The sequence below is a fragment of the Bacillus sp. ISL-39 genome (assembly GCF_018613295.1).
In the GTDB taxonomy this organism is placed as follows: domain Bacteria; phylum Bacillota; class Bacilli; order Bacillales; family Cytobacillaceae; genus Mesobacillus.
Window position 1 is genome coordinate 1 of sequence record NZ_JAGGQM010000024.1, and the last position, 17,209, is coordinate 17,209.

Genomic DNA, 17,209 nt, shown 5'->3' on the forward strand with positions numbered 1-17,209 from the left:
GAGTTAGCTCATAAGTTAAAACGTTGGCTCATGTTCTTATAGAAGAAACATGATCATTTATTGTTTGTTGACGCTTGTTTGTTTAGTTTTCAAAGAGCAATTTTTCAGTGTCACCCGTAGGCGACTTAAATAATATATCACGCTGTCGTTGTTTCGTCAACACTTTTTTTAAAAGTTATTAACTGCGTTCAACAGCAACATTTTATATAATAACAACTTCTGCTTGCTTGGTCAATAGCTTTTTACAAAAATGTTCTTTCAGCATTAATTGTTGCTTTGCGAACACATACAATTATCTGAGTTCCGAGTGGTTTAGAGCTTGTTCATAGATGGTTGCGAATTGAATTTTTTCAAAAAGGTTATATAAGCAATAAAGTTTACGGAAAGAGCACACAAAAAATATAAAACGCCGCTTCAAAAGCGGCGTTCCTTCTTTATATAATCCACGTCTGAATTGCAACCAGCGCAAACACACCGGGGATTCCTAACAGTCCTGATACTGCTGCGGTTGCAATATTGATTGGAACATAAATTCCGAAGCTGGTTCCGAAGGCGTTAAGAAAAAATAAAAAGATGGCTCCGATCAAGACCTTCACAGCACTCTGGCCGATGAGACGGAGCGGCTTTGTCGGTGCACCGATTATGAGCAGCAGAAAAATCAATCCACCAAGGACCGATATGACAACTATAGGATCCATACTCTTCCCCCTTACTTCAATGTCTTGTACATTTTTATGTACAAGTTATCAAAATAAGACCTTATTGTATGGAAAAAACATCACTTCGTCTTGATGGTGATTTTCCTGTGCTTCGCTTCTTTAAAAAGAAAGAAGTACTTGGCTTCGGCAATTTTTGCTTCAGTTATAAACTCTTCTGATGGATCGAAGCTTCTTTCAACCAATAGCTTTTGATTATTCCAGTTCCTCTTCATGCTGTCCAGCTGTGCCAATAGTTTATGGTCGAATTCTTTCCTAAGCCATTTCTTTTTACGAAATAACATGACTTTCCTCCAGTAGAGTTTCTTCTTTAACAATGGAGTTAAACTTCCCTGCGGCCTTCCAGCGCTTTAGAGAGCGTGACTTCATCCGCATATTCAAGATCTCCGCCGACCGGAAGACCGTGCGCAATCCTGGTGATCTTTATTCCTGACGGCTTCAGCAGTCTTGATATATACATGGCTGTTGCTTCCCCCTCAATATTCGGGTTAGTCGCAAGTATGACTTCCTGGACAGTTTCATCCTGCAGTCTCTTCAATAGATCTGGAATATTTATATCTTCCGGGCCAATACCATCCATAGGTGAAATTGCACCCTGCAAGACATGATATAAGCCGTTGTATTCCTTCATCTTTTCCATCGCAATAACATCCTTGGGATCCTGTACAACGCAGATGACAGATTTGTCTCGTCGAGGATCCTCATCGATATAGCAAGGATCCTGATCGGTTATATGGCCGCAGACAGAGCAGTAAGTCAGGTTACGCTTAGCGTTGACCAATGCCTTAGCGAAATCCAAAACGGTTTCTTCCTTCATGCTTAATACGAAAAAAGCCAGACGAGCGGCCGTTTTCGGGCCGATACCTGGCAATTTCATAAAGCTGTCGATCAGCTTTGATATTGGTTCAGGATAATGCATTCTGTTATATTCCTCCTAGAACATTCCCCCAGGAAGGTTCATGCCCTTTGTAAATTGGCCCATTGTCTTATTAGTTAATTCTTCTGCTTTTTTCAACGCATCGTTCGTTGCAGCAAGCACTAGGTCTTGAAGCATCTCCACATCATCAGGGTCAACAACTTCCTGCTTGATTTGCACATCTACAATCTCCTTGTGACCTGTAACGATTACTGTTACCATACCGCCGCCTGCAGTACCTTCAATTTTCTCTTCTCCTAATTGGACTTGAGCTTCTTCCATTTTCTTTTGCATTTTTTGCATTTGCTTCATCATATTTTGCATATTACCATTTCCTCGCATCATGTAAACGTACCTCCAAATTTATTCTTGTATTTGTATTAATTCATCGCCAAATAGTTTTTTAGCTTCCGCGATCAGCGGGTCTTCGGCTGCAGCAGCCTGACCATCCGATGTCCCGTCGCCTCTTTGGCTGATAAAGTTTTCCCTTATTTTAAGCCACTGGTCCTCCGGCACACCAATCACCTGCATCCTTTTACCGGTGTAATCGTTCATCGCACCGCTGACAATTTCAGTGAATCTGGTGTTTTCCATTGCCATCTGACAGTGGATTTCATATTTGAATTTTATCACTACTGCCTCATCCGATGCAGCAACTGGTTCCGCTTCATTCAACAATGCAGCCTGGGAACGCATCTGGTTCGCGGCAAGCATTTCGAGCAGGTCTCCCCATCGTCCCTTGATGGTATGGAGATTTGTCTTGGTAGCGCTTTTCAGTACCTCGTTGATTTTTCCGGTCGGAGCCTGGAATCCTTTCCGGTTTGGACGAGGCGCTTTTTTAGCAGCCGCAGCCGGTTCACTTGCTGCCATTCCAGGATTCTGCTGGAACTGTGCCAGTTTTTCCTCGAGCTGCTCAATCCTTCTCAGCAAGGGTTCAACCTGGACATTGCTTGACGGATTCTGATTTTCCAGCTGACAGAGTTTGACGATTGCTACCTCAAGGAAGATACGTGGATGGTTTGTCCAACGCATCTCTTGCTGCGCTTTATTCAATACCTCAATCAATTCATAGATTTGAGCTGGCTCGACCTGATTGGCAAGTTCCTGGAAATCATCGTCGAGCATCACCCGTTCCATAGATTCCTCCAATGCAGGTGCTGCCTTGTACAGGAGCATATCACGGTAAAAGAAAATCAGATCCTCTATGAACCTGGCTGGATCCTTTCCTTGTAAAAGCAATTCTTCCAAAGCTTCCAGCCCGGCGGCCGCATTTCGTTCATCAATCGCCCTGGCCAGCTGGTTCAGGAAGTTCTGTGATACAGTACCAGTTACCGTGAGGGCATCTTCAATCGTAACTCGATCCTGGCTGAATGAAATCGCCTGATCAAGCAGGCTTAAGGCATCACGCATTCCGCCTTCTGCAGCCCTGGAAATGATCTGCAGGGCTTTTTCATCGCAATCCACTCCAGATTCCTCAACAATTTGCTTCATCCTGCCAACGATTGCCTGAGCAGTGATCCTCTTAAAATCAAATCGCTGGCATCGTGAAATGATTGTGAGTGGAATCTTATGGGGCTCAGTCGTTGCGAGGATAAAGATGACATGCTTCGGAGGCTCTTCAAGGGTTTTCAGCAAGGCGTTGAATGCTCCAATGGAAAGCATATGCACTTCATCAATGATGTATACTTTATACTTCACGACGTTCGGCGCGTACTTAACCTTATCTCGGATATCCCGAATTTCTTCGACACCGTTATTGGAAGCGGCATCGATTTCAATTACATCAGGAATCGATCCATCCGTTATTCCACGGCAGGCATCGCATTCATTGCAAGGCTCGGCCGTTGGAGCTTTTTCACAGTTGACCGCTTTTGCCAAAATTTTCGCAGCACTCGTTTTCCCAGTCCCCCTGGGGCCGGAAAATAGATAGGCATGTGATATTTTTTGTTGAAGCAGAGCGTTTTGCAGTGTCGTTGTGACATGTTCCTGTCCGACCACATCAATGAACTGTTGTGGACGCCAGACACGATATAAAGCTTGGTAGGCCAATGACACCGCTCCCTTCCTTTTATTATCTTATCTATTATAACGCAAATAACTTTCAATTTCACTTTTACCAAAGGAAGTTTTTAAGCTTTTTAATAAGCTGTTTTCGTAAAGGTTATTGTTAAAATCCTAAAGCCGATTTTAACGTGACAAAAAGCCATTTTGTAGGTCGGTAATAAGTCTGCAAGCTCTTTTCTCATAAAATGCTTTTATTTTGTGAAGAAACATAGGTCATTCAATCCTATTTTTGTAGTCAATAGCAACAAAGTTTGAGAAAAGAGCCTTTTAAAACGACAAAAAACTCATCTCCGCTAAAGAGATGAGTTGAATGTATAATATTTAACTGCCGCGCACCTTCCGTCGACTGAATACCATAAGCGTTACTTAAGCAGTTAGCTCGGCCCAGGCAACCCTGCGGCACATGGGAGCGTCCACTTAATGCTGCTTCCTTCCGGACCTGACATGGTTCATGGATTCCCATTGCGCAGGACCCGGGCGTCAACACCACTTGCTTAAGGCAGACCCTACAGTAAATCAGCCTCAGGAAGGGATTCATCCCCGCTAGAGCGGATTGCGGGTACAGGGCACCGCTACCTCCCCGACTAGCACGGCAAAATTGAAACCTTATTTAGGTGTGTCTCAAGGACACATACATAGTATACTAACTCACGGCCCAAAATGCAATGCTTATCCCCTGTCAATTCCTGTCTGTTGTTCCAGTTCGTCTTTCTCCTGTTTCTTTTTCATCTTTTTCTTTTCCCGCAGAGTCCTGAAAAAATCGGATAATAGTGCTCCGCATTCTGCTTCCAGTACACCAGTCACGACTTCACTTTGATGGTTGAAGCGTTCATCCTGGAGGATATTCATGAAGGTCCCGGCACAGCCGCCCTTAGGATCCTTTGCCCCATAGACCACTTTTTTCACGCGGGAAAGCATGATCGCCCCTGCACACATCGGGCATGGCTCCAGTGTCACATAGAGAATGGCATCCTCCAGCCTCCATGTTCCGAGCTTCTGGCACGCCTCGTCAATCGCCAGCACCTCTGCATGGGCAATGGAACTTTGCTTAGTTTCGCGGAGATTATGGGCACGGGCAATGATTTCCCCATCCAGGACGATGACCGCACCGATTGGCACCTCATCTATCTGCCCTGCTTTTTTCGCTTCTTCAATTGCTTCTAACATATATCGTTCATCTGGAGTATATTCCATCTTTTCCTCCATAAAAGTGTTTTATATTTCCAATTGGTTTAATAATCCCCCGCCGGTAAAAATATAAAGGATAAGGAGAGGATTATTCATGGCAAAGACTGCTCTATTGATTATCGATATGATCAATGATTTTAACTTTGACGCAGGGGAAGAACTTGCAAAAAACACTAAAAAAATCATTAATCCCATTTTAAAGTTAAAGAAATCTTTCAATGAAAAAGACATGCCCGTTATCTATATTAATGACCATTATAATCTATGGCAGGCTGATTTCGAAAAAATCATGGATCACTGCTCAAATGAAACAAGCGGTGAAATCATAAAAAAGATCGCCCCTGAGAAGAATCAGGACTATTTTTTGATCAAGCCAAAGCACTCCGCTTTTTATGGAACGGCGCTTCACACCCTGCTTCAGCAATTGAAGGTAGATACCTTGATCCTGTCAGGGATTGCAGGCAATATTTGCGTCCTTTTCACCGCGAATGATGCGTATATGCGCGAATACAACCTGATCATACCTGAGGACTTCATTGCCTCCAATTATGACGAGGATAATCAATACGCACTGACCATGATGAAAAACGTCCTGTCCGCTGAAACAAGACCTTCAATGGAGCTTGATTTATAACATACTGCATTTTCTTCCTTCATACAATGGTTGTAGCGCTAAAAATGCCAGGGAGGGAAGAAGATGCAAATTCATGTGGTACAGCAAGGACAGACATTGACACAGATCGCTCAATTATACGGGTCTTCTGTTACGGATATAACCGAGGCGAACGAGCTGCCTAATCCAAATAATTTAGTGGTCGGCCAGGCGATGGTCATCCCAATCGTCGGCAGTTTTTACTTTGTCCAGCCGGGTGACAGTCTATGGGCAATTTCAAGAAGGTTCGGTATCACTCCACAGGAACTCGCAAGGATCAATGGCATCTCGGTCAACCAGCCATTGTCAGTCGGATTCCGCTTATATATTCCACAGCGGCCGAAAACAAATGCGGAATTTAATGCATATGTAGAGCCTCGCGGGAACACAGTGGCGCCTGCATTGGAAACAGCTGCCCGGGAAGCTGCCCCCTATTTGACCTATCTTGCGCCGTTCAGCTTCCAGGCTTTGCGCGATGGGTCGTTGAAGGAGCCGCTGCTGAACAATTTCCCGGCGATTGCCGAGGCGAACAATAATATATTGATGATGGTGATCACCAACCAGGAAAACGACCAGTTCAGCGATGAGCTTGGCCGTATCCTCTTGAATGACATGGCAGTCCAGGACAAATTCCTGAACAATATCGTTGCCACCGCCAAAAAATATGGATTCCGCGATATCCATTTTGATTTTGAATTCCTGCGTCCAGAAGACCGTGAAGCCTATAACACTTTCCTGCGCAAAGCGAGGGACCGTTTTAAACAGGAAGGCTGGTTCATCTCGACTGCACTCGCCCCAAAAACAAGTGCAGAACAGACAGGGCCCTGGTATACGGCTCATGACTACAAAGCACATGGGGAAATTGTCGATTTCGTCGTCATTATGACCTATGAATGGGGGTACAGCGGCGGACCTGCACAGGCAGTCTCCCCTATCGGCCCTGTGCGTGAGGTACTAGAGTATGCCGTCAGTGAAATGCCATCGCAAAAAGTCATGATGGGCCAGAATCTTTATGGATATGACTGGACTCTTCCATTTGTCCAGGGAACGATCGCAAGGGCCGTCAGTCCGCAGCAGGCGATCCAGATTGCGGCCGATAATAATGTACCAATCCAGTACAATACAAGATCTCAGGCGCCGACCTTCCGATATACAGCGTCAGATGGAAAACAGCATGAAGTCTGGTTTGAGGACGCAAGATCCATCCAGGCAAAATTCGACCTGATCAAGGAACTGAATTTGAGAGGAATGAGCTACTGGAAGCTCGGACTTTCCTTCCCACAAAACTGGCTTCTCATCCAGGAGAACTTCAATGTCGTAAAAAGATAAAATTTTCTGTTAAAATAATTTTACAAATTCCGATAATATATGACAGGCGCAGTATTTTTGCGGCTGTCTTCTTTTTTGCTAAGCTCTGTTCGCAAACTTGAACGCTTAATCAACAAGAGTAAAAACCGGCACTTGGGTTTTCACGGCTAATTCCGGAATTTTGATTAGAAATAACCTCGAAAAGAGCCCCAAAGCTTTTAATAAAGCGGATGGAGGCATATATTCGATAAGCAATATGAAATAGGAAAGCAGCATTTTGCTAAAATTGCCTCTTAATATTCCATACCCATACCATACTGTGGTGTGATAAAATGGACTTTGCGTAATTTAACTGACAGAAATGTAAAAAAGAGATAGATACAACAGAGAGGGAGGACATGTTGTGGAAGGAACACCTTTTATAACGGTTGAAGGACCAATCGGGATCGGGAAAACGTCACTTGCCCGCGCCATTTCCGAAAGGTTTCAATTTGCACTTTTAAAAGAAATAGTCGATGAAAATCCATTTTTGGGGAAGTTCTACGATAACATCGAAGAATGGAGTTTCCAGACAGAAATGTTTTTCCTCTGCAATCGATATAAGCAGCTTGGAGATATCAATGAACATTACCTCAGCAAAGACATGTCTGTCGTAGCTGATTATCATATCATGAAAAACCTCATTTTCGCCCAGCGCACATTAAATGAACAGGAATATAAAAAATACCTAGATATTTATCAAATCCTGACAAAAGATATGCCTAAGCCAAATGTCATCATTTACTTGAATGCAAGTCTCGATACCTTGCTGAAGCGAATCAAAATGCGCGGCCGCGAAGTCGAAAAGAACATCAGTCCATTATATTTAGAGCAATTATCCCTTGATTATGAACAAGCAATGCTTCAGTTCGAGAAAGACCACCCCGAAATCCCTGTTCTTCGTTTCAGCGGGGACGATCTGGATTTTGTTAAGAATGAAGAAGATCTCCAGCTGATCATCGACCAGCTAACCGCATCATTAAGAAAAAGGAGCGTACAACCATGAATCTAAGAACAAAATATGACATCCCGGCTAATGCGGTCATCACGATTGCCGGTACAGTTGGAGTCGGCAAATCGACTATGACGAATGCCCTGGCGGATGCCCTTCGGTTCCGTACATCCTTTGAAAAAGTAGATACAAATCCATACCTCGATAAGTTCTATGCCGATTTCGAACGCTGGAGCTTCCACCTGCAAATCTACTTCCTTGCTGAGCGCTTCAAAGAGCAGAAGAGGATTTTTGAATATGGCGGCGGCTTTATCCAGGACCGTTCCATCTATGAAGATACAGGCATCTTCGCAAAAATGCATTATGAAAAAGGCACAATGTCCCCTGTGGACTACCAAACATATAAGAGTCTGTTCGAAGCAATGGTCATGACTCCGTACTTCCCGCATCCAGATTTGCTGATCTACCTTGAAGGGTCACTAGACGATATTCTTGAGCGCATTAAGCTAAGAGGACGTCCAATGGAACAGCAAACACCAATCACATATTGGGAAGAAATGCACGGACGCTATGAAAACTGGATCAATAACTTCAACGCATGCCCAGTCCTTCGTCTGAACATCAATGATTACGATTTGTTCAATAATCCTGAATCAATCGAACCAATCGTTGAAAAAATCGCGACACATATCAAACAAACTCAATTACTGAAAAAATAAAACCGCCGATTGGCGGTTTTTTGTTATCTATAAGCCCAAATAGAGAGAGGAACCTCCAAAAGGGCACATAGAAACTCTCTGTAAGCTCAAACCGCTCGAGAAACCTACAAAGTGGCTGATAGAGTAATAAAGCGACCCCCGAATACAGCAAAACAGGACATAAAAAAACCCGCTACATAGTAACGGGTTTTTTTACACAATCTCCAAATTGTTTTATGCGTTAATGCTTTAATTGAAAAAATTAATGGAGGAGGTAGAGGGATTCGAACCCCCGCGCGGTGTTACCCGCCTGTCGGTTTTCAAGACCGATCCCTTCAGCCAGACTTGGGTATACCTCCGAGACAAGAAATATAATATCATGTATTTAAAAACGAGTCAACACTTCTTTAAAAGTTTTTTTCGGGCAGGAGGACATCCTGCCCGAAACAGAGTTAAACTCTCCTATCAATGACACTTATTCCGGAGCAATAACTTCCCTGTTGCCCATGTATGGACGCAATACTTCCGGAATGATGACACTGCCGTCAGCCTGCTGGTAGTTCTCGAGGATGGCGGCAACTGTGCGGCCGATCGCAAGGCCTGATCCATTCAGTGTATGCACATGCTCTGGCTTCGCCTTTGCTTCGCGGCGGAACCGGATATTCGCGCGTCTTGCCTGGAATCCTTCGAAGTTACTGCAAGAAGAGATTTCCCTGTAGGTGCCGTAGCTTGGGATCCAGACTTCGATATCGTATTTCTTAGCAGCTGTGAATCCGAGGTCTGCAGAGCACATGCTCAACACGCGATAAGGCAGGCCTAATAGCTGAAGCACTTTCTCAGCATGTCCAGTCAGCCTTTCAAGCTCCTCATAAGAGTCTTCGGGCTTAACAAACTTCACTAATTCGACTTTGTTAAACTGGTGCTGACGGATTAAACCGCGCGTATCGCGCCCTGCGGAACCTGCCTCAGAACGGAAACATGCGCTGTACGCTGCATAATTGATCGGAAGCTCATCTGGAGTCAGGATTTCATCCCGGTGCATATTCGTAACAGGTACCTCTGCAGTCGGAATCAGGAAGTAATCTTCGCTCTCGATTCGGAATGCATCCTCTTCAAACTTAGGAAGCTGTCCTGTCCCTGTCATGCTTGCACGATTGACCATGTACGGAGGAATGACTTCCTTGTACCCATGTTCGTCAACATGAAGGTCAAGCATGAAACTGATCAACGCTCGCTCAAGGCGTGCACCCAATCCTTTGTAAAAGACAAAACGGCTGCCTGTTACTTTTCCAGCGCGTTCGAAATCAAGGATTTTCAAGTGATCTGCAACATCCCAGTGCGGCTTTGCTTCGAATTCAAAATCACGGATTTCTCCCCATTTGCGAACCTCTACATTATCATCTTCTGTTTCTCCGATTGGAACACTCTCATGAGGGATATTCGGAATGCTGAGCATCAGGTTTTCTAGCTCTTCTTCTACCTCGCGAAGCTGGTCATCCAGAACCTTGATTTTGTCGCCTACCTCACGCATCTCAGCGATCAAGTGGTCAGCGTCCTGCTTTTCACGCTTCAACTGCGCAACCTGCTGGGACACTTCATTCCTTCTGCTCTTCAGCTGTTCAGCGTCAAGAATCAATTCCCTGCGCCTTACATCCAGGTCCTCGAACTTGCCGAAGTCGGTCATGTCTTCGCCACGGTGCTGCAGTTTTTGTTTAACTTCTTCAAAATTCGCTCTTAAATATTTTACATCTAACACTGCGATTTCCTCCCTTTTACCTGAAGTAAAAAAACCTTTGATAAAATAAAAAACTCCCGTCCCCAAAAAGGGACGAGAGTTAACCCGCGTTGCCACCCTAGTTGAAAGCAAGAAAATGCTTTCCACTCATAAAATAACGGTTTTTACCGAAAGTATTTACTGACCATTAATGGCGTTCCATACTCTGCTCAAGGGCGGATTCCTTTGCTCCAGACACCGGTTCGCACCAACCACCGGCTCTCTTTGGAATGGATACAAGCTACTATTCCCTCTCATCGCTTTTTTACTATCGAATTTTAATACATAATTTACTACAATTATGTTCTCCATGCAAGCCGTTTATGCAAAATTTTTACTCTTTGTCTCCTCGACCATTTTCACAAAGTAGCTCATGAGTCTATAATCATCCGTCAACTCCGGATGAAAAGAACAGCCGAGGAACTGTCCATCACGCGCAGCGACAATTCTGCCATCATGCTTCGCCAGCACCTCGACATTTTCTCCAGCTTCCACAATATGAGGTGCCCGGATGAATACTGCCGAGAAATTTTCCGCCACTCCAGCAATATTGATGTCAGCTTCAAAGCTTTCGCGCTGGCGGCCGAATGAGTTGCGTTCCACTTTCACATCCATGACACCGAGATGTGGTGCATCATAACCAGCCAGATCATTCGCAAGTAAAATCAAGCCAGCGCATGTTCCGAACATTGGTTTGCCATCAGCTGCGAATTTCTTCAACTCTTCCATAAAGCCATATTTATCGATCAGACGGCGAATTGTGGTGCTTTCTCCCCCAGGAATGATCAGGCCATCGACTTCTGAGAGCTGATCGGGACGCTTAATGACAGTACCTTCTGCTCCAGATGCCTCAATTGCCCATATATGCTCACGTACGGCCCCCTGAAGGCCAAGTACTCCAATCTTCATCATAGGCATACCCTTACCAGCCGCGGTCCTGCATACGGGCTTCAGGTGCCAATGATGAAATTTCCATGCCCTTCATCGGGATACCAAGACCCTTCGAAATGTTCGCAATCAGTTCATAATCCTGATAATGAGTAGTCGCTTCGACAATTGCCTTTGCAAACTTCGCCGGATTATCAGATTTGAAGATGCCTGATCCTACAAACACCCCATCAGCACCCAGCTGCATCATTAATGCTGCGTCTGCCGGAGTAGCAACACCGCCTGCAGCAAAGTTCACGACTGGAAGGCGTCCAAGCTGCTTGATTTCCAGCAGAAGCTCATATGGTGCTCCCAGAAGCTTGGCTTCAGTCATTAGTTCATCCATATCCATTGCCACGACTTTGCGAACCTGTGCGTTTACCTTGCGGATATGACGGACAGCTTCTACGATATTGCCCGTACCAGGCTCTCCCTTTGTACGTAGCATCGAAGCTCCTTCGCCGATCCTTCTCGCCGCCTCGCCAAGATCGCGGCATCCGCATACGAAAGGAACTGTATAATCTCTTTTATTCAGATGGAATTCTTCATCAGCAGGAGTCAAGACTTCACTCTCGTCAATATAGTCAACACCCATCGCTTCGAGCACTCGTGCTTCTACGATGTGGCCAATCCGTGCTTTTGCCATAACGGGAATTGTGACAGCACCCATTACCTCTTCGACGATCCTTGGGTCAGCCATTCTAGCTACTCCGCCAGCTGCACGGATATCCGAAGGGACACGTTCCAATGCCATTACCGCAACTGCACCAGCCTCTTCAGCAATCTTTGCTTGTTCGGCATTGACAACGTCCATGATGACGCCGCCTTTTTGCATCTCTGCCATACCACGTTTAACACGATCAGTACCTGTCTTCATTATTTTTCCCCCTTGTCCCTGTAAAAGGGTTACTATGTAAGCAATTGCAAATAACTGGATATTCAGACTTTTTCGGTCGGAATTACAGCTACCCCCTATTGAAAATAAACAATAAAAAAGGTTTCCTGTCAAGACAGGAAACCTTTCCAATTTATTTAAAACCAGCCTTTTACAGTATCAGCAACTCCGCCAAAAAGATCTCCGAAGAATCCGCCGATTCCTCGCATCATAAGCACGAACCAGTTCGCTTTTTCAACATTTTCAGCAGCAACAACTGGTACCTGGACTTGCTTTTGCCCTTCTTCAGTTAAGAAGCTGATGTTTTCTTCCTTATTGGACTTAACAGTCATATAGCCGACTTGCTCACCCTTCTTGATAGGAGCAGTCAGTTCGCCATTTTCATTCAGCTTCTTTTTATCCAGTACAAGTACCGGTTCATATTGATCCTTTTCGCCATTCCTGATAGTCATCGTAATGGGCTCTTTAGACTGGATCTTCACACTGTCTTCCTTCCCTTTTGTTACCGGAAGGTTTTTCTTTCCTTTTACCTGATGATTCTTTTTCACAAGTTCTTCTTCTGTGAAATTGCTGAAAGCAAAGTCAAGGATTTTACGCGTTTCAGAAAAACGGCTGTCCTTTGAGTCTGCCTTCATGATAACCGAAATGAATCTTTGGTCATTTCTCATCGCAGTAGCTGTAAAACCATAGCCTGCAAAATCAGTCGAACCGGTTTTTAAGCCGTCTACACCATCGTATTGGTAAATCAGGCCTGGAAGCATCCAGTTAAAGTTCTTATACTCACGTCCGTCACGGAACTTCAAGGAAGGCATGCTTGCTGTATCCAACACTTCCGGGTAATCCTTCAATAGTCGGTATGCAAGCTTCGCCAATGAGCGGGCAGACATGACATTCTCTTCATCCGGACTTCCGGCAGGATGCTGTCCTAAAAGATCGCTATTGTTCAACCCTGAGGAGTTAACAAATTTATAATCCTTCAAACCAAGCTCAGCAGCTTTTTTGTTCATTTTTTCAACATGGTTCTTTTCTGTTCCAGAAAGGACCTCAGCGAGCGCTACGGTAGCTGCATTGCCAGAATGGATTGCCATTGCTTCATACAACTCTTGTACCGTATAATCCTCACCTTGAGTTAACCCAACATTCGATAGGCCAGGGGCAGCTGATAACTTATGGACATACTCATTGATCTTTACCTTTTGGTCCCATTTCAGCTTTCCTTCTTTGACCGCTTCGAGAACCATATATTCTGTCATCATTTTTGCCATGGAAGCTACGCCCAGGACAACATCTGAATTTTTCTCATATAAAACTCTTCCCGTATCTGCATCAATCAGCATGGCTGCTTCGGCATCGATGCCCAATTGTCCCTCTGCTGCTTCAGCTTCCATTGAAAATCCGGAAAACATAGTTGTAATCGTTAAAATGAATGCTGCAAAGAACACTGAAAGCTGTTTCTGTTTACGATTCAAGACAAATTTCCCTCCAAATTTTTATAAAATATCTATGAAACTTTCATTTTTGTTGACCCCTAAAAAATCACACCCGTATAGTTTACCATAAAAAAAATGAAAAAAATAGACAGAGAATAGTCACTCTGTCTATTGTAAAATCAGGAAAAAACAACTGATATACAGGTAAAAAGTCGTAGTTCCTGCTGATGCCCATTTATAAAATTAGCTCATAGAGTAGTTGGGTGCTTCTTTCGTGATCTGGACATCATGCGGATGGCTCTCTCTCAGACCCGCTCCTGTCATCTTGATGAATTGGGCATTCTCCCTTAACTCCTCAAGATTAGCTGTGCCGCAATATCCCATACCTGAGCGTATGCCGCCAACAAGTTGATAGATTGTATCTGTAAGCGGTCCTTTATATGGGATTCTTCCTTCAATGCCTTCCGGAACGAACTTCTTATTATCTTCCTGGAAGTAACGATCTTTAGATCCCTTTTCCATTGCTCCGACAGAGCCCATTCCACGATATACTTTGAAGCGTCTTCCCTGATAGATTTCAGTTTCTCCTGGACTTTCGCTGACACCTGCAAGCAAGCTTCCGAGCATGACAGCATGGCCTCCGGCAGCAAGAGCCTTGACGATATCCCCAGAATATTTGATTCCGCCATCTGCTATGATTGCCTTCCCGTGCTTTCGTGCTTCTGTCGCACAATCATATACAGCGGTAATTTGCGGAACACCTACACCTGCTACAACCCTTGTCGTACAGATTGAACCAGGACCGATGCCAACCTTGACAATATCCGCACCTGCTTCTATCAAATCTCTTGTCGCTTCTGCAGTCGCAACGTTCCCCGCAATAATATTCAATTCCGGGTAGCTTTCACGGATTTGCTTTACCGTTTCAATAACCCCTCTTGAGTGGCCGTGGGCAGTATCAACAACGATGACATCTACATGTGATTTCACCAGCATCTCCACACGTTTCATCGTATCTGCTGTAACACCGACTGCAGCACCGCAAAGTAAGCGGCCTTGCAAATCCTTCGAAGAGTTCGGGAACTCAATCACTTTTTCAATATCCTTTATGGTAATGAGCCCTTTCAGTACGCCTTCGTCATTTACTAGTGGGAGTTTTTCAATCTTATGGCGCTGAAGGATCTTCTCTGCTTCTTCAAGGGTAGTTCCCACAGAAGCGGTCACCAAATCATTTTTCGTCATGACTTCTTCGATTTTAATAGAGTAATCCTGGATAAAACGCATATCACGGTTTGTAATGATTCCAACAAGCTTTTGGTCCTCTTCATTATTAACAATCGGGACACCAGAAATGCGGTATTTACCCATTAAATGTTCAGCATCAAATACCTGATGCTCAGGAGTTAAAAAGAATGGATCGGTAATGACTCCACTTTCAGAACGCTTTACTTTATCGACCTGGTCAGCCTGCTGTTCTATGGACATGTTTTTATGTATGATACCAAGGCCGCCCTGCCTGGCAATCGAAATGGCCAGTTCAGATTCTGTTACAGTATCCATGCCCGCACTGATGATCGGTATATTCAACCTCAAAGTCTCGGTCAGGCTGACCTTCAGGCTCACATCCTTTGGCAGCACCTCAGATTTGGCCGGTACTAACAGCACATCATCAAACGTTAATCCTTCTTTTACAAACTTACTTTCCCACATAGTAAATGACCCCCTTTAAGAAAATATTATTTGTAGGTTATCAATTGGTTAAAATACTGTCAAGAAGGTTATTATTTGTCCGATTTTTCAAATAACTTGGAGGTTTTTCATGTGTCTATGCCTTATAAGGAATGGAACAGTTATACACTCTTCTTTTCAGCAGAGTATTCACAAGCCTATCTGAAAAAATGTTATCGTAAAATCAACGTCGAACAGTCTGACATGAAAAGCTTCGAAAACTGTTATCCCTTCATGTATTATCTCGAACATGGGAAGCTTTACTATGAACAGGCAGAAAAGTCTCCGCTGGCCATACAGCCAATCCTGCTCTTTTATGGACTTGTCCATCTAATAAAAGCATGCATCCTGACAGTCGAACCTGATTACCCTGAAACCACTTCCGTTCTTGCTCATGGCGTCTCCACAAGGAAACGAAAAAAACAACAGTACAGCTTCACAGACGATGAAGTGAAAATCCAAAAGAATGGGCTATTCTCTCTTATGGCAGAAAAAATGTTCCACATGAAACAATTGGAAGGTGAAAAAGCAACAATGGGTGATGTGATGGAACTGATCCCGGAATTGTCCGGCATCTTTTCTGACTTGAGAGGCAAGCAAATATTTAAAGCAGTGACTGCCAGCGATTCAGGTTTCTCGATTCCAAAATCAATAATCGACCATTTCCATATGACGGAGAACCGCTTTAAGGAGTTCTATCAGACCAAATCCTCTATTCCTGTCTCCTTTGTAGAGGACCCTAATCAAATCAGGTTTGAAGCACACTTAAGTGAAACACAAGAACCCCTTCCGTTAAAATACAATCTTGAAGAGCAGCATTATGTAATTCCCTTAAATAAAGGTGATTTATTTTTATTTCCAGAATTGCTGCTGCACTACTTACTGTTATATAATCTTGGAATGATTGCCCGCTATGAAACAGAATGGTGGAGTGAGTTAATCAAGATGATGCCCAATGAAGACTATCCATTGATCCAGTCCTTTTTAAAATCAACATTGAGAAAAGGGCCTTACTTAATTTACCAGTACCTGATGAATAAGTAGTAATATCAAGGGTTGAAGTTTCTAAATCAAATACTGCGGATTATAGATAAGTTTAGATAAGCCGATATCGGGAATTTCATTTATAGGAACTTTGCATAACCGAGGAGGTTTTAATATGGATAGAAAAAAACTAATGATGACAACTGTAGCTCTAGGTACAGCATACTTGCTAAAAGATCAAAAGTCACGTGCGAAGGTAATGGATCAATTGCAATCCCTTGGGAAGAAAAAGAAATAATATAAAATAAGACCTTCTGATTAATTCAGAGGGTCTTTGTTATGTGGGCAAGATACTTTTAGTTGTTATTGAGGAATCGTATTAAGTTTTGACAGCTTGTTCAATCTCTTATTGCGACCTTGTCTGAAGTTGCCCTTGGTTTGGACTACTTTTCGTTATTGCCCTCTAAACCTGTCTGAAGTTGCATTAAGTTCAGACAATTTTTCATGTTTTTCCTCCAAACCTGTCTGAAGTTGGCTCAAGTTCAGACAACTTTTCGTTGTTTTCCCTTAAACCTGTCTGAAGTTGGCTCAAGTTCAGACAACTTTTCGTGTTTTTCCTTCAAACCTGTCTGAAGTTGCATCAAGTTCAGACAACTTTTCGTTGTTTTCCCTTAAACCTGTCTGAAGTTGGCTCAAGTTCAGACAACTTTTCGTGTTTTTCCTTCAAACCTGTCTGAAGTTGACTCAGGTTCTGACAACTTTTCGTGTTTTTCCTTCAGACCTGTCTGAAGTTGCATCAAGTTCAGACAACTTTTCGTTGTTTTCCCTTAAACCTGTCTGAAGTTGCATCAAGTTCAGACAACTTTTCGTTGTTTTCCCTTAAACCTGTCTGAAGTTGGCTCAAGTTCAGACAACTTTTCGTGTTTTTCCACCATACC

Annotated in this window: 17 protein-coding genes, 1 tRNA gene, 1 other RNA gene and 1 other annotated feature; of the genes, 6 read left to right on the forward strand and 13 right to left on the reverse strand. The window is 43.7% G+C overall.

Annotated features, from left to right (window positions below; all coding sequences use genetic code 11):
• Positions 1–434: 434 nt before the first annotated feature.
• From J7E37_RS16860 to tadA, 7 genes are all read right to left on the reverse strand, one after another.
• A complete protein-coding gene (locus J7E37_RS16860) occupies positions 435–698 on the reverse strand; it encodes a pro-sigmaK processing inhibitor BofA family protein (RefSeq protein ID WP_214782252.1) in 264 nt (87 codons plus the stop codon).
• A gap of 80 nt (positions 699–778) precedes the next feature.
• Complete coding sequence (locus J7E37_RS16865) at positions 779–1,000, reverse strand: YaaL family protein (protein WP_214782249.1); 222 nt, start codon at positions 998–1,000, stop codon at positions 779–781.
• 38 nt (positions 1,001–1,038) lie between these two features.
• Positions 1,039–1,635: a recombination mediator RecR gene (gene recR, locus J7E37_RS16870; RefSeq protein ID WP_214782246.1), complete on the reverse strand. Its 597-nt coding sequence runs from the start codon at positions 1,633–1,635 to the stop codon at positions 1,039–1,041.
• A 15-nt stretch (positions 1,636–1,650) separates the two neighbouring features.
• Positions 1,651–1,977, reverse strand: a complete 327-nt coding sequence (locus J7E37_RS16875; protein WP_041968097.1) for a YbaB/EbfC family nucleoid-associated protein — start codon at positions 1,975–1,977, stop codon at positions 1,651–1,653.
• Between the two features lie 18 nt (positions 1,978–1,995).
• Positions 1,996–3,681, reverse strand: coding sequence for a DNA polymerase III subunit gamma/tau (gene dnaX, locus J7E37_RS16880; protein WP_214782243.1), 1,686 nt, complete (start codon positions 3,679–3,681; stop codon positions 1,996–1,998).
• A 343-nt stretch (positions 3,682–4,024) separates the two neighbouring features.
• Positions 4,025–4,289: signal recognition particle sRNA large type (gene ffs, locus J7E37_RS16885), an RNA gene on the reverse strand.
• A 76-nt stretch (positions 4,290–4,365) separates the two neighbouring features.
• On the reverse strand, positions 4,366–4,890 hold the full coding sequence (gene tadA, locus J7E37_RS16890) for a tRNA adenosine(34) deaminase TadA (RefSeq protein ID WP_215025395.1): 525 nt from the start codon (positions 4,888–4,890) through the stop codon (positions 4,366–4,368).
• An 88-nt stretch (positions 4,891–4,978) separates the two neighbouring features.
• Here tadA and J7E37_RS16895 point away from each other — a divergent pair, with 88 nt between their 5' ends.
• The 4 genes from J7E37_RS16895 (at position 4,979) to J7E37_RS16910 (ending at position 8,554) form a co-directional block, all read left to right on the forward strand.
• Positions 4,979–5,518, forward strand: coding sequence for a cysteine hydrolase family protein (locus J7E37_RS16895; protein ID WP_215025397.1), 540 nt, complete (start codon positions 4,979–4,981; stop codon positions 5,516–5,518).
• Between the two features lie 63 nt (positions 5,519–5,581).
• The gene (locus J7E37_RS16900; RefSeq protein ID WP_214782237.1) at positions 5,582–6,865 is read left to right on the forward strand and encodes a glycoside hydrolase family 18 protein; all 1,284 of its coding nucleotides are present in this window, start codon (positions 5,582–5,584) and stop codon (positions 6,863–6,865) included.
• 382 nt (positions 6,866–7,247) lie between these two features.
• The gene (locus tag J7E37_RS16905; RefSeq protein WP_214782234.1) at positions 7,248–7,889 is read left to right on the forward strand and encodes a deoxynucleoside kinase; all 642 of its coding nucleotides are present in this window, start codon (positions 7,248–7,250) and stop codon (positions 7,887–7,889) included.
• Entirely contained in the window at positions 7,886–8,554 is a 669-nt protein-coding gene (locus J7E37_RS16910) for a deoxynucleoside kinase (RefSeq protein WP_214782231.1), read from the forward strand. Before J7E37_RS16905 ends, J7E37_RS16910 begins: the two co-directional genes overlap by 4 nt.
• 245 nt (positions 8,555–8,799) lie before the next feature.
• Here J7E37_RS16910 and J7E37_RS16915 read toward each other — a convergent pair.
• The 6 genes from J7E37_RS16915 to guaB all read right to left on the reverse strand — a co-directional run bounded on the left by J7E37_RS16915 (position 8,800) and on the right by guaB (position 15,269).
• Positions 8,800–8,892, reverse strand: a tRNA-Ser gene (locus J7E37_RS16915).
• A 116-nt stretch (positions 8,893–9,008) separates the two neighbouring features.
• Complete coding sequence (gene serS / locus J7E37_RS16920; protein WP_214782228.1) at positions 9,009–10,289, reverse strand: serine--tRNA ligase; 1,281 nt, start codon at positions 10,287–10,289, stop codon at positions 9,009–9,011.
• Between the two features lie 65 nt (positions 10,290–10,354).
• Positions 10,355–10,574 (reverse strand) — a binding site (T-box leader).
• Between the two features lie 54 nt (positions 10,575–10,628).
• Positions 10,629–11,219 carry a pyridoxal 5'-phosphate synthase glutaminase subunit PdxT gene (pdxT, locus tag J7E37_RS16925; RefSeq protein ID WP_215025399.1) on the reverse strand — a complete coding sequence of 197 codons (591 nt, stop codon included), beginning with the start codon at positions 11,217–11,219 and terminating at the stop codon, positions 10,629–10,631.
• 10 nt (positions 11,220–11,229) lie between these two features.
• Positions 11,230–12,114, reverse strand: coding sequence for a pyridoxal 5'-phosphate synthase lyase subunit PdxS (gene pdxS / locus J7E37_RS16930; RefSeq protein ID WP_214782261.1), 885 nt, complete (start codon positions 12,112–12,114; stop codon positions 11,230–11,232).
• Positions 12,115–12,266: 152 nt separating this feature from the next.
• The gene (locus J7E37_RS16935; protein ID WP_214782258.1) at positions 12,267–13,535 is read right to left on the reverse strand and encodes a serine hydrolase; all 1,269 of its coding nucleotides are present in this window, start codon (positions 13,533–13,535) and stop codon (positions 12,267–12,269) included.
• A gap of 267 nt (positions 13,536–13,802) precedes the next feature.
• A complete protein-coding gene (gene guaB / locus J7E37_RS16940) occupies positions 13,803–15,269 on the reverse strand; it encodes an IMP dehydrogenase (protein ID WP_214782222.1) in 1,467 nt (488 codons plus the stop codon).
• 117 nt (positions 15,270–15,386) lie between these two features.
• Between guaB and J7E37_RS16945 the strand changes: the two genes are divergently transcribed.
• Positions 15,387–16,331, forward strand: a complete 945-nt coding sequence (locus tag J7E37_RS16945) for a YaaC family protein (protein WP_215025401.1) — start codon at positions 15,387–15,389, stop codon at positions 16,329–16,331.
• 115 nt (positions 16,332–16,446) lie between these two features.
• Complete coding sequence (locus J7E37_RS22315; protein WP_023613358.1) at positions 16,447–16,569, forward strand: hypothetical protein; 123 nt, start codon at positions 16,447–16,449, stop codon at positions 16,567–16,569.
• Positions 16,570–17,209 lie beyond the last annotated feature (640 nt).

Excerpts from the sequence above, each read along its gene's own strand:
- J7E37_RS16860 (WP_214782252.1), bottom strand. The coding sequence starts at position 698 with ATGGATCCTATAGTTGTCATATCGGTCCTTGGTGGATTGATTTTTCTG.
- J7E37_RS16865 (WP_214782249.1), bottom strand. The coding sequence starts at position 1,000 with ATGTTATTTCGTAAAAAGAAATGGCTTAGGAAAGAATTCGACCATAAA.
- recR (WP_214782246.1), bottom strand. The coding sequence starts at position 1,635 with ATGCATTATCCTGAACCAATATCAAAGCTGATCGACAGCTTTATGAAA.
- J7E37_RS16875 (WP_041968097.1), bottom strand. The coding sequence starts at position 1,977 with ATGATGCGAGGAAATGGTAATATGCAAAATATGATGAAGCAAATGCAA.
- tadA (WP_215025395.1), bottom strand. The coding sequence starts at position 4,890 with ATGGAATATACTCCAGATGAACGATATATGTTAGAAGCAATTGAAGAA.
- J7E37_RS16895 (WP_215025397.1), top strand. The coding sequence starts at position 4,979 with ATGGCAAAGACTGCTCTATTGATTATCGATATGATCAATGATTTTAAC.
- J7E37_RS16900 (WP_214782237.1), top strand. The coding sequence starts at position 5,582 with ATGCAAATTCATGTGGTACAGCAAGGACAGACATTGACACAGATCGCT.
- J7E37_RS16910 (WP_214782231.1), top strand. The coding sequence starts at position 7,886 with ATGAATCTAAGAACAAAATATGACATCCCGGCTAATGCGGTCATCACG.
- pdxT (WP_215025399.1), bottom strand. The coding sequence starts at position 11,219 with ATGATGAAGATTGGAGTACTTGGCCTTCAGGGGGCCGTACGTGAGCAT.
- J7E37_RS16935 (WP_214782258.1), bottom strand. The coding sequence starts at position 13,535 with ATGTTTTCCGGATTTTCAATGGAAGCTGAAGCAGCAGAGGGACAATTG.
- guaB (WP_214782222.1), bottom strand. The coding sequence starts at position 15,269 with ATGTGGGAAAGTAAGTTTGTAAAAGAAGGATTAACGTTTGATGATGTG.
- J7E37_RS16945 (WP_215025401.1), top strand. The coding sequence starts at position 15,387 with ATGCCTTATAAGGAATGGAACAGTTATACACTCTTCTTTTCAGCAGAG.
- J7E37_RS22315 (WP_023613358.1), top strand. The coding sequence starts at position 16,447 with ATGGATAGAAAAAAACTAATGATGACAACTGTAGCTCTAGGTACAGCA.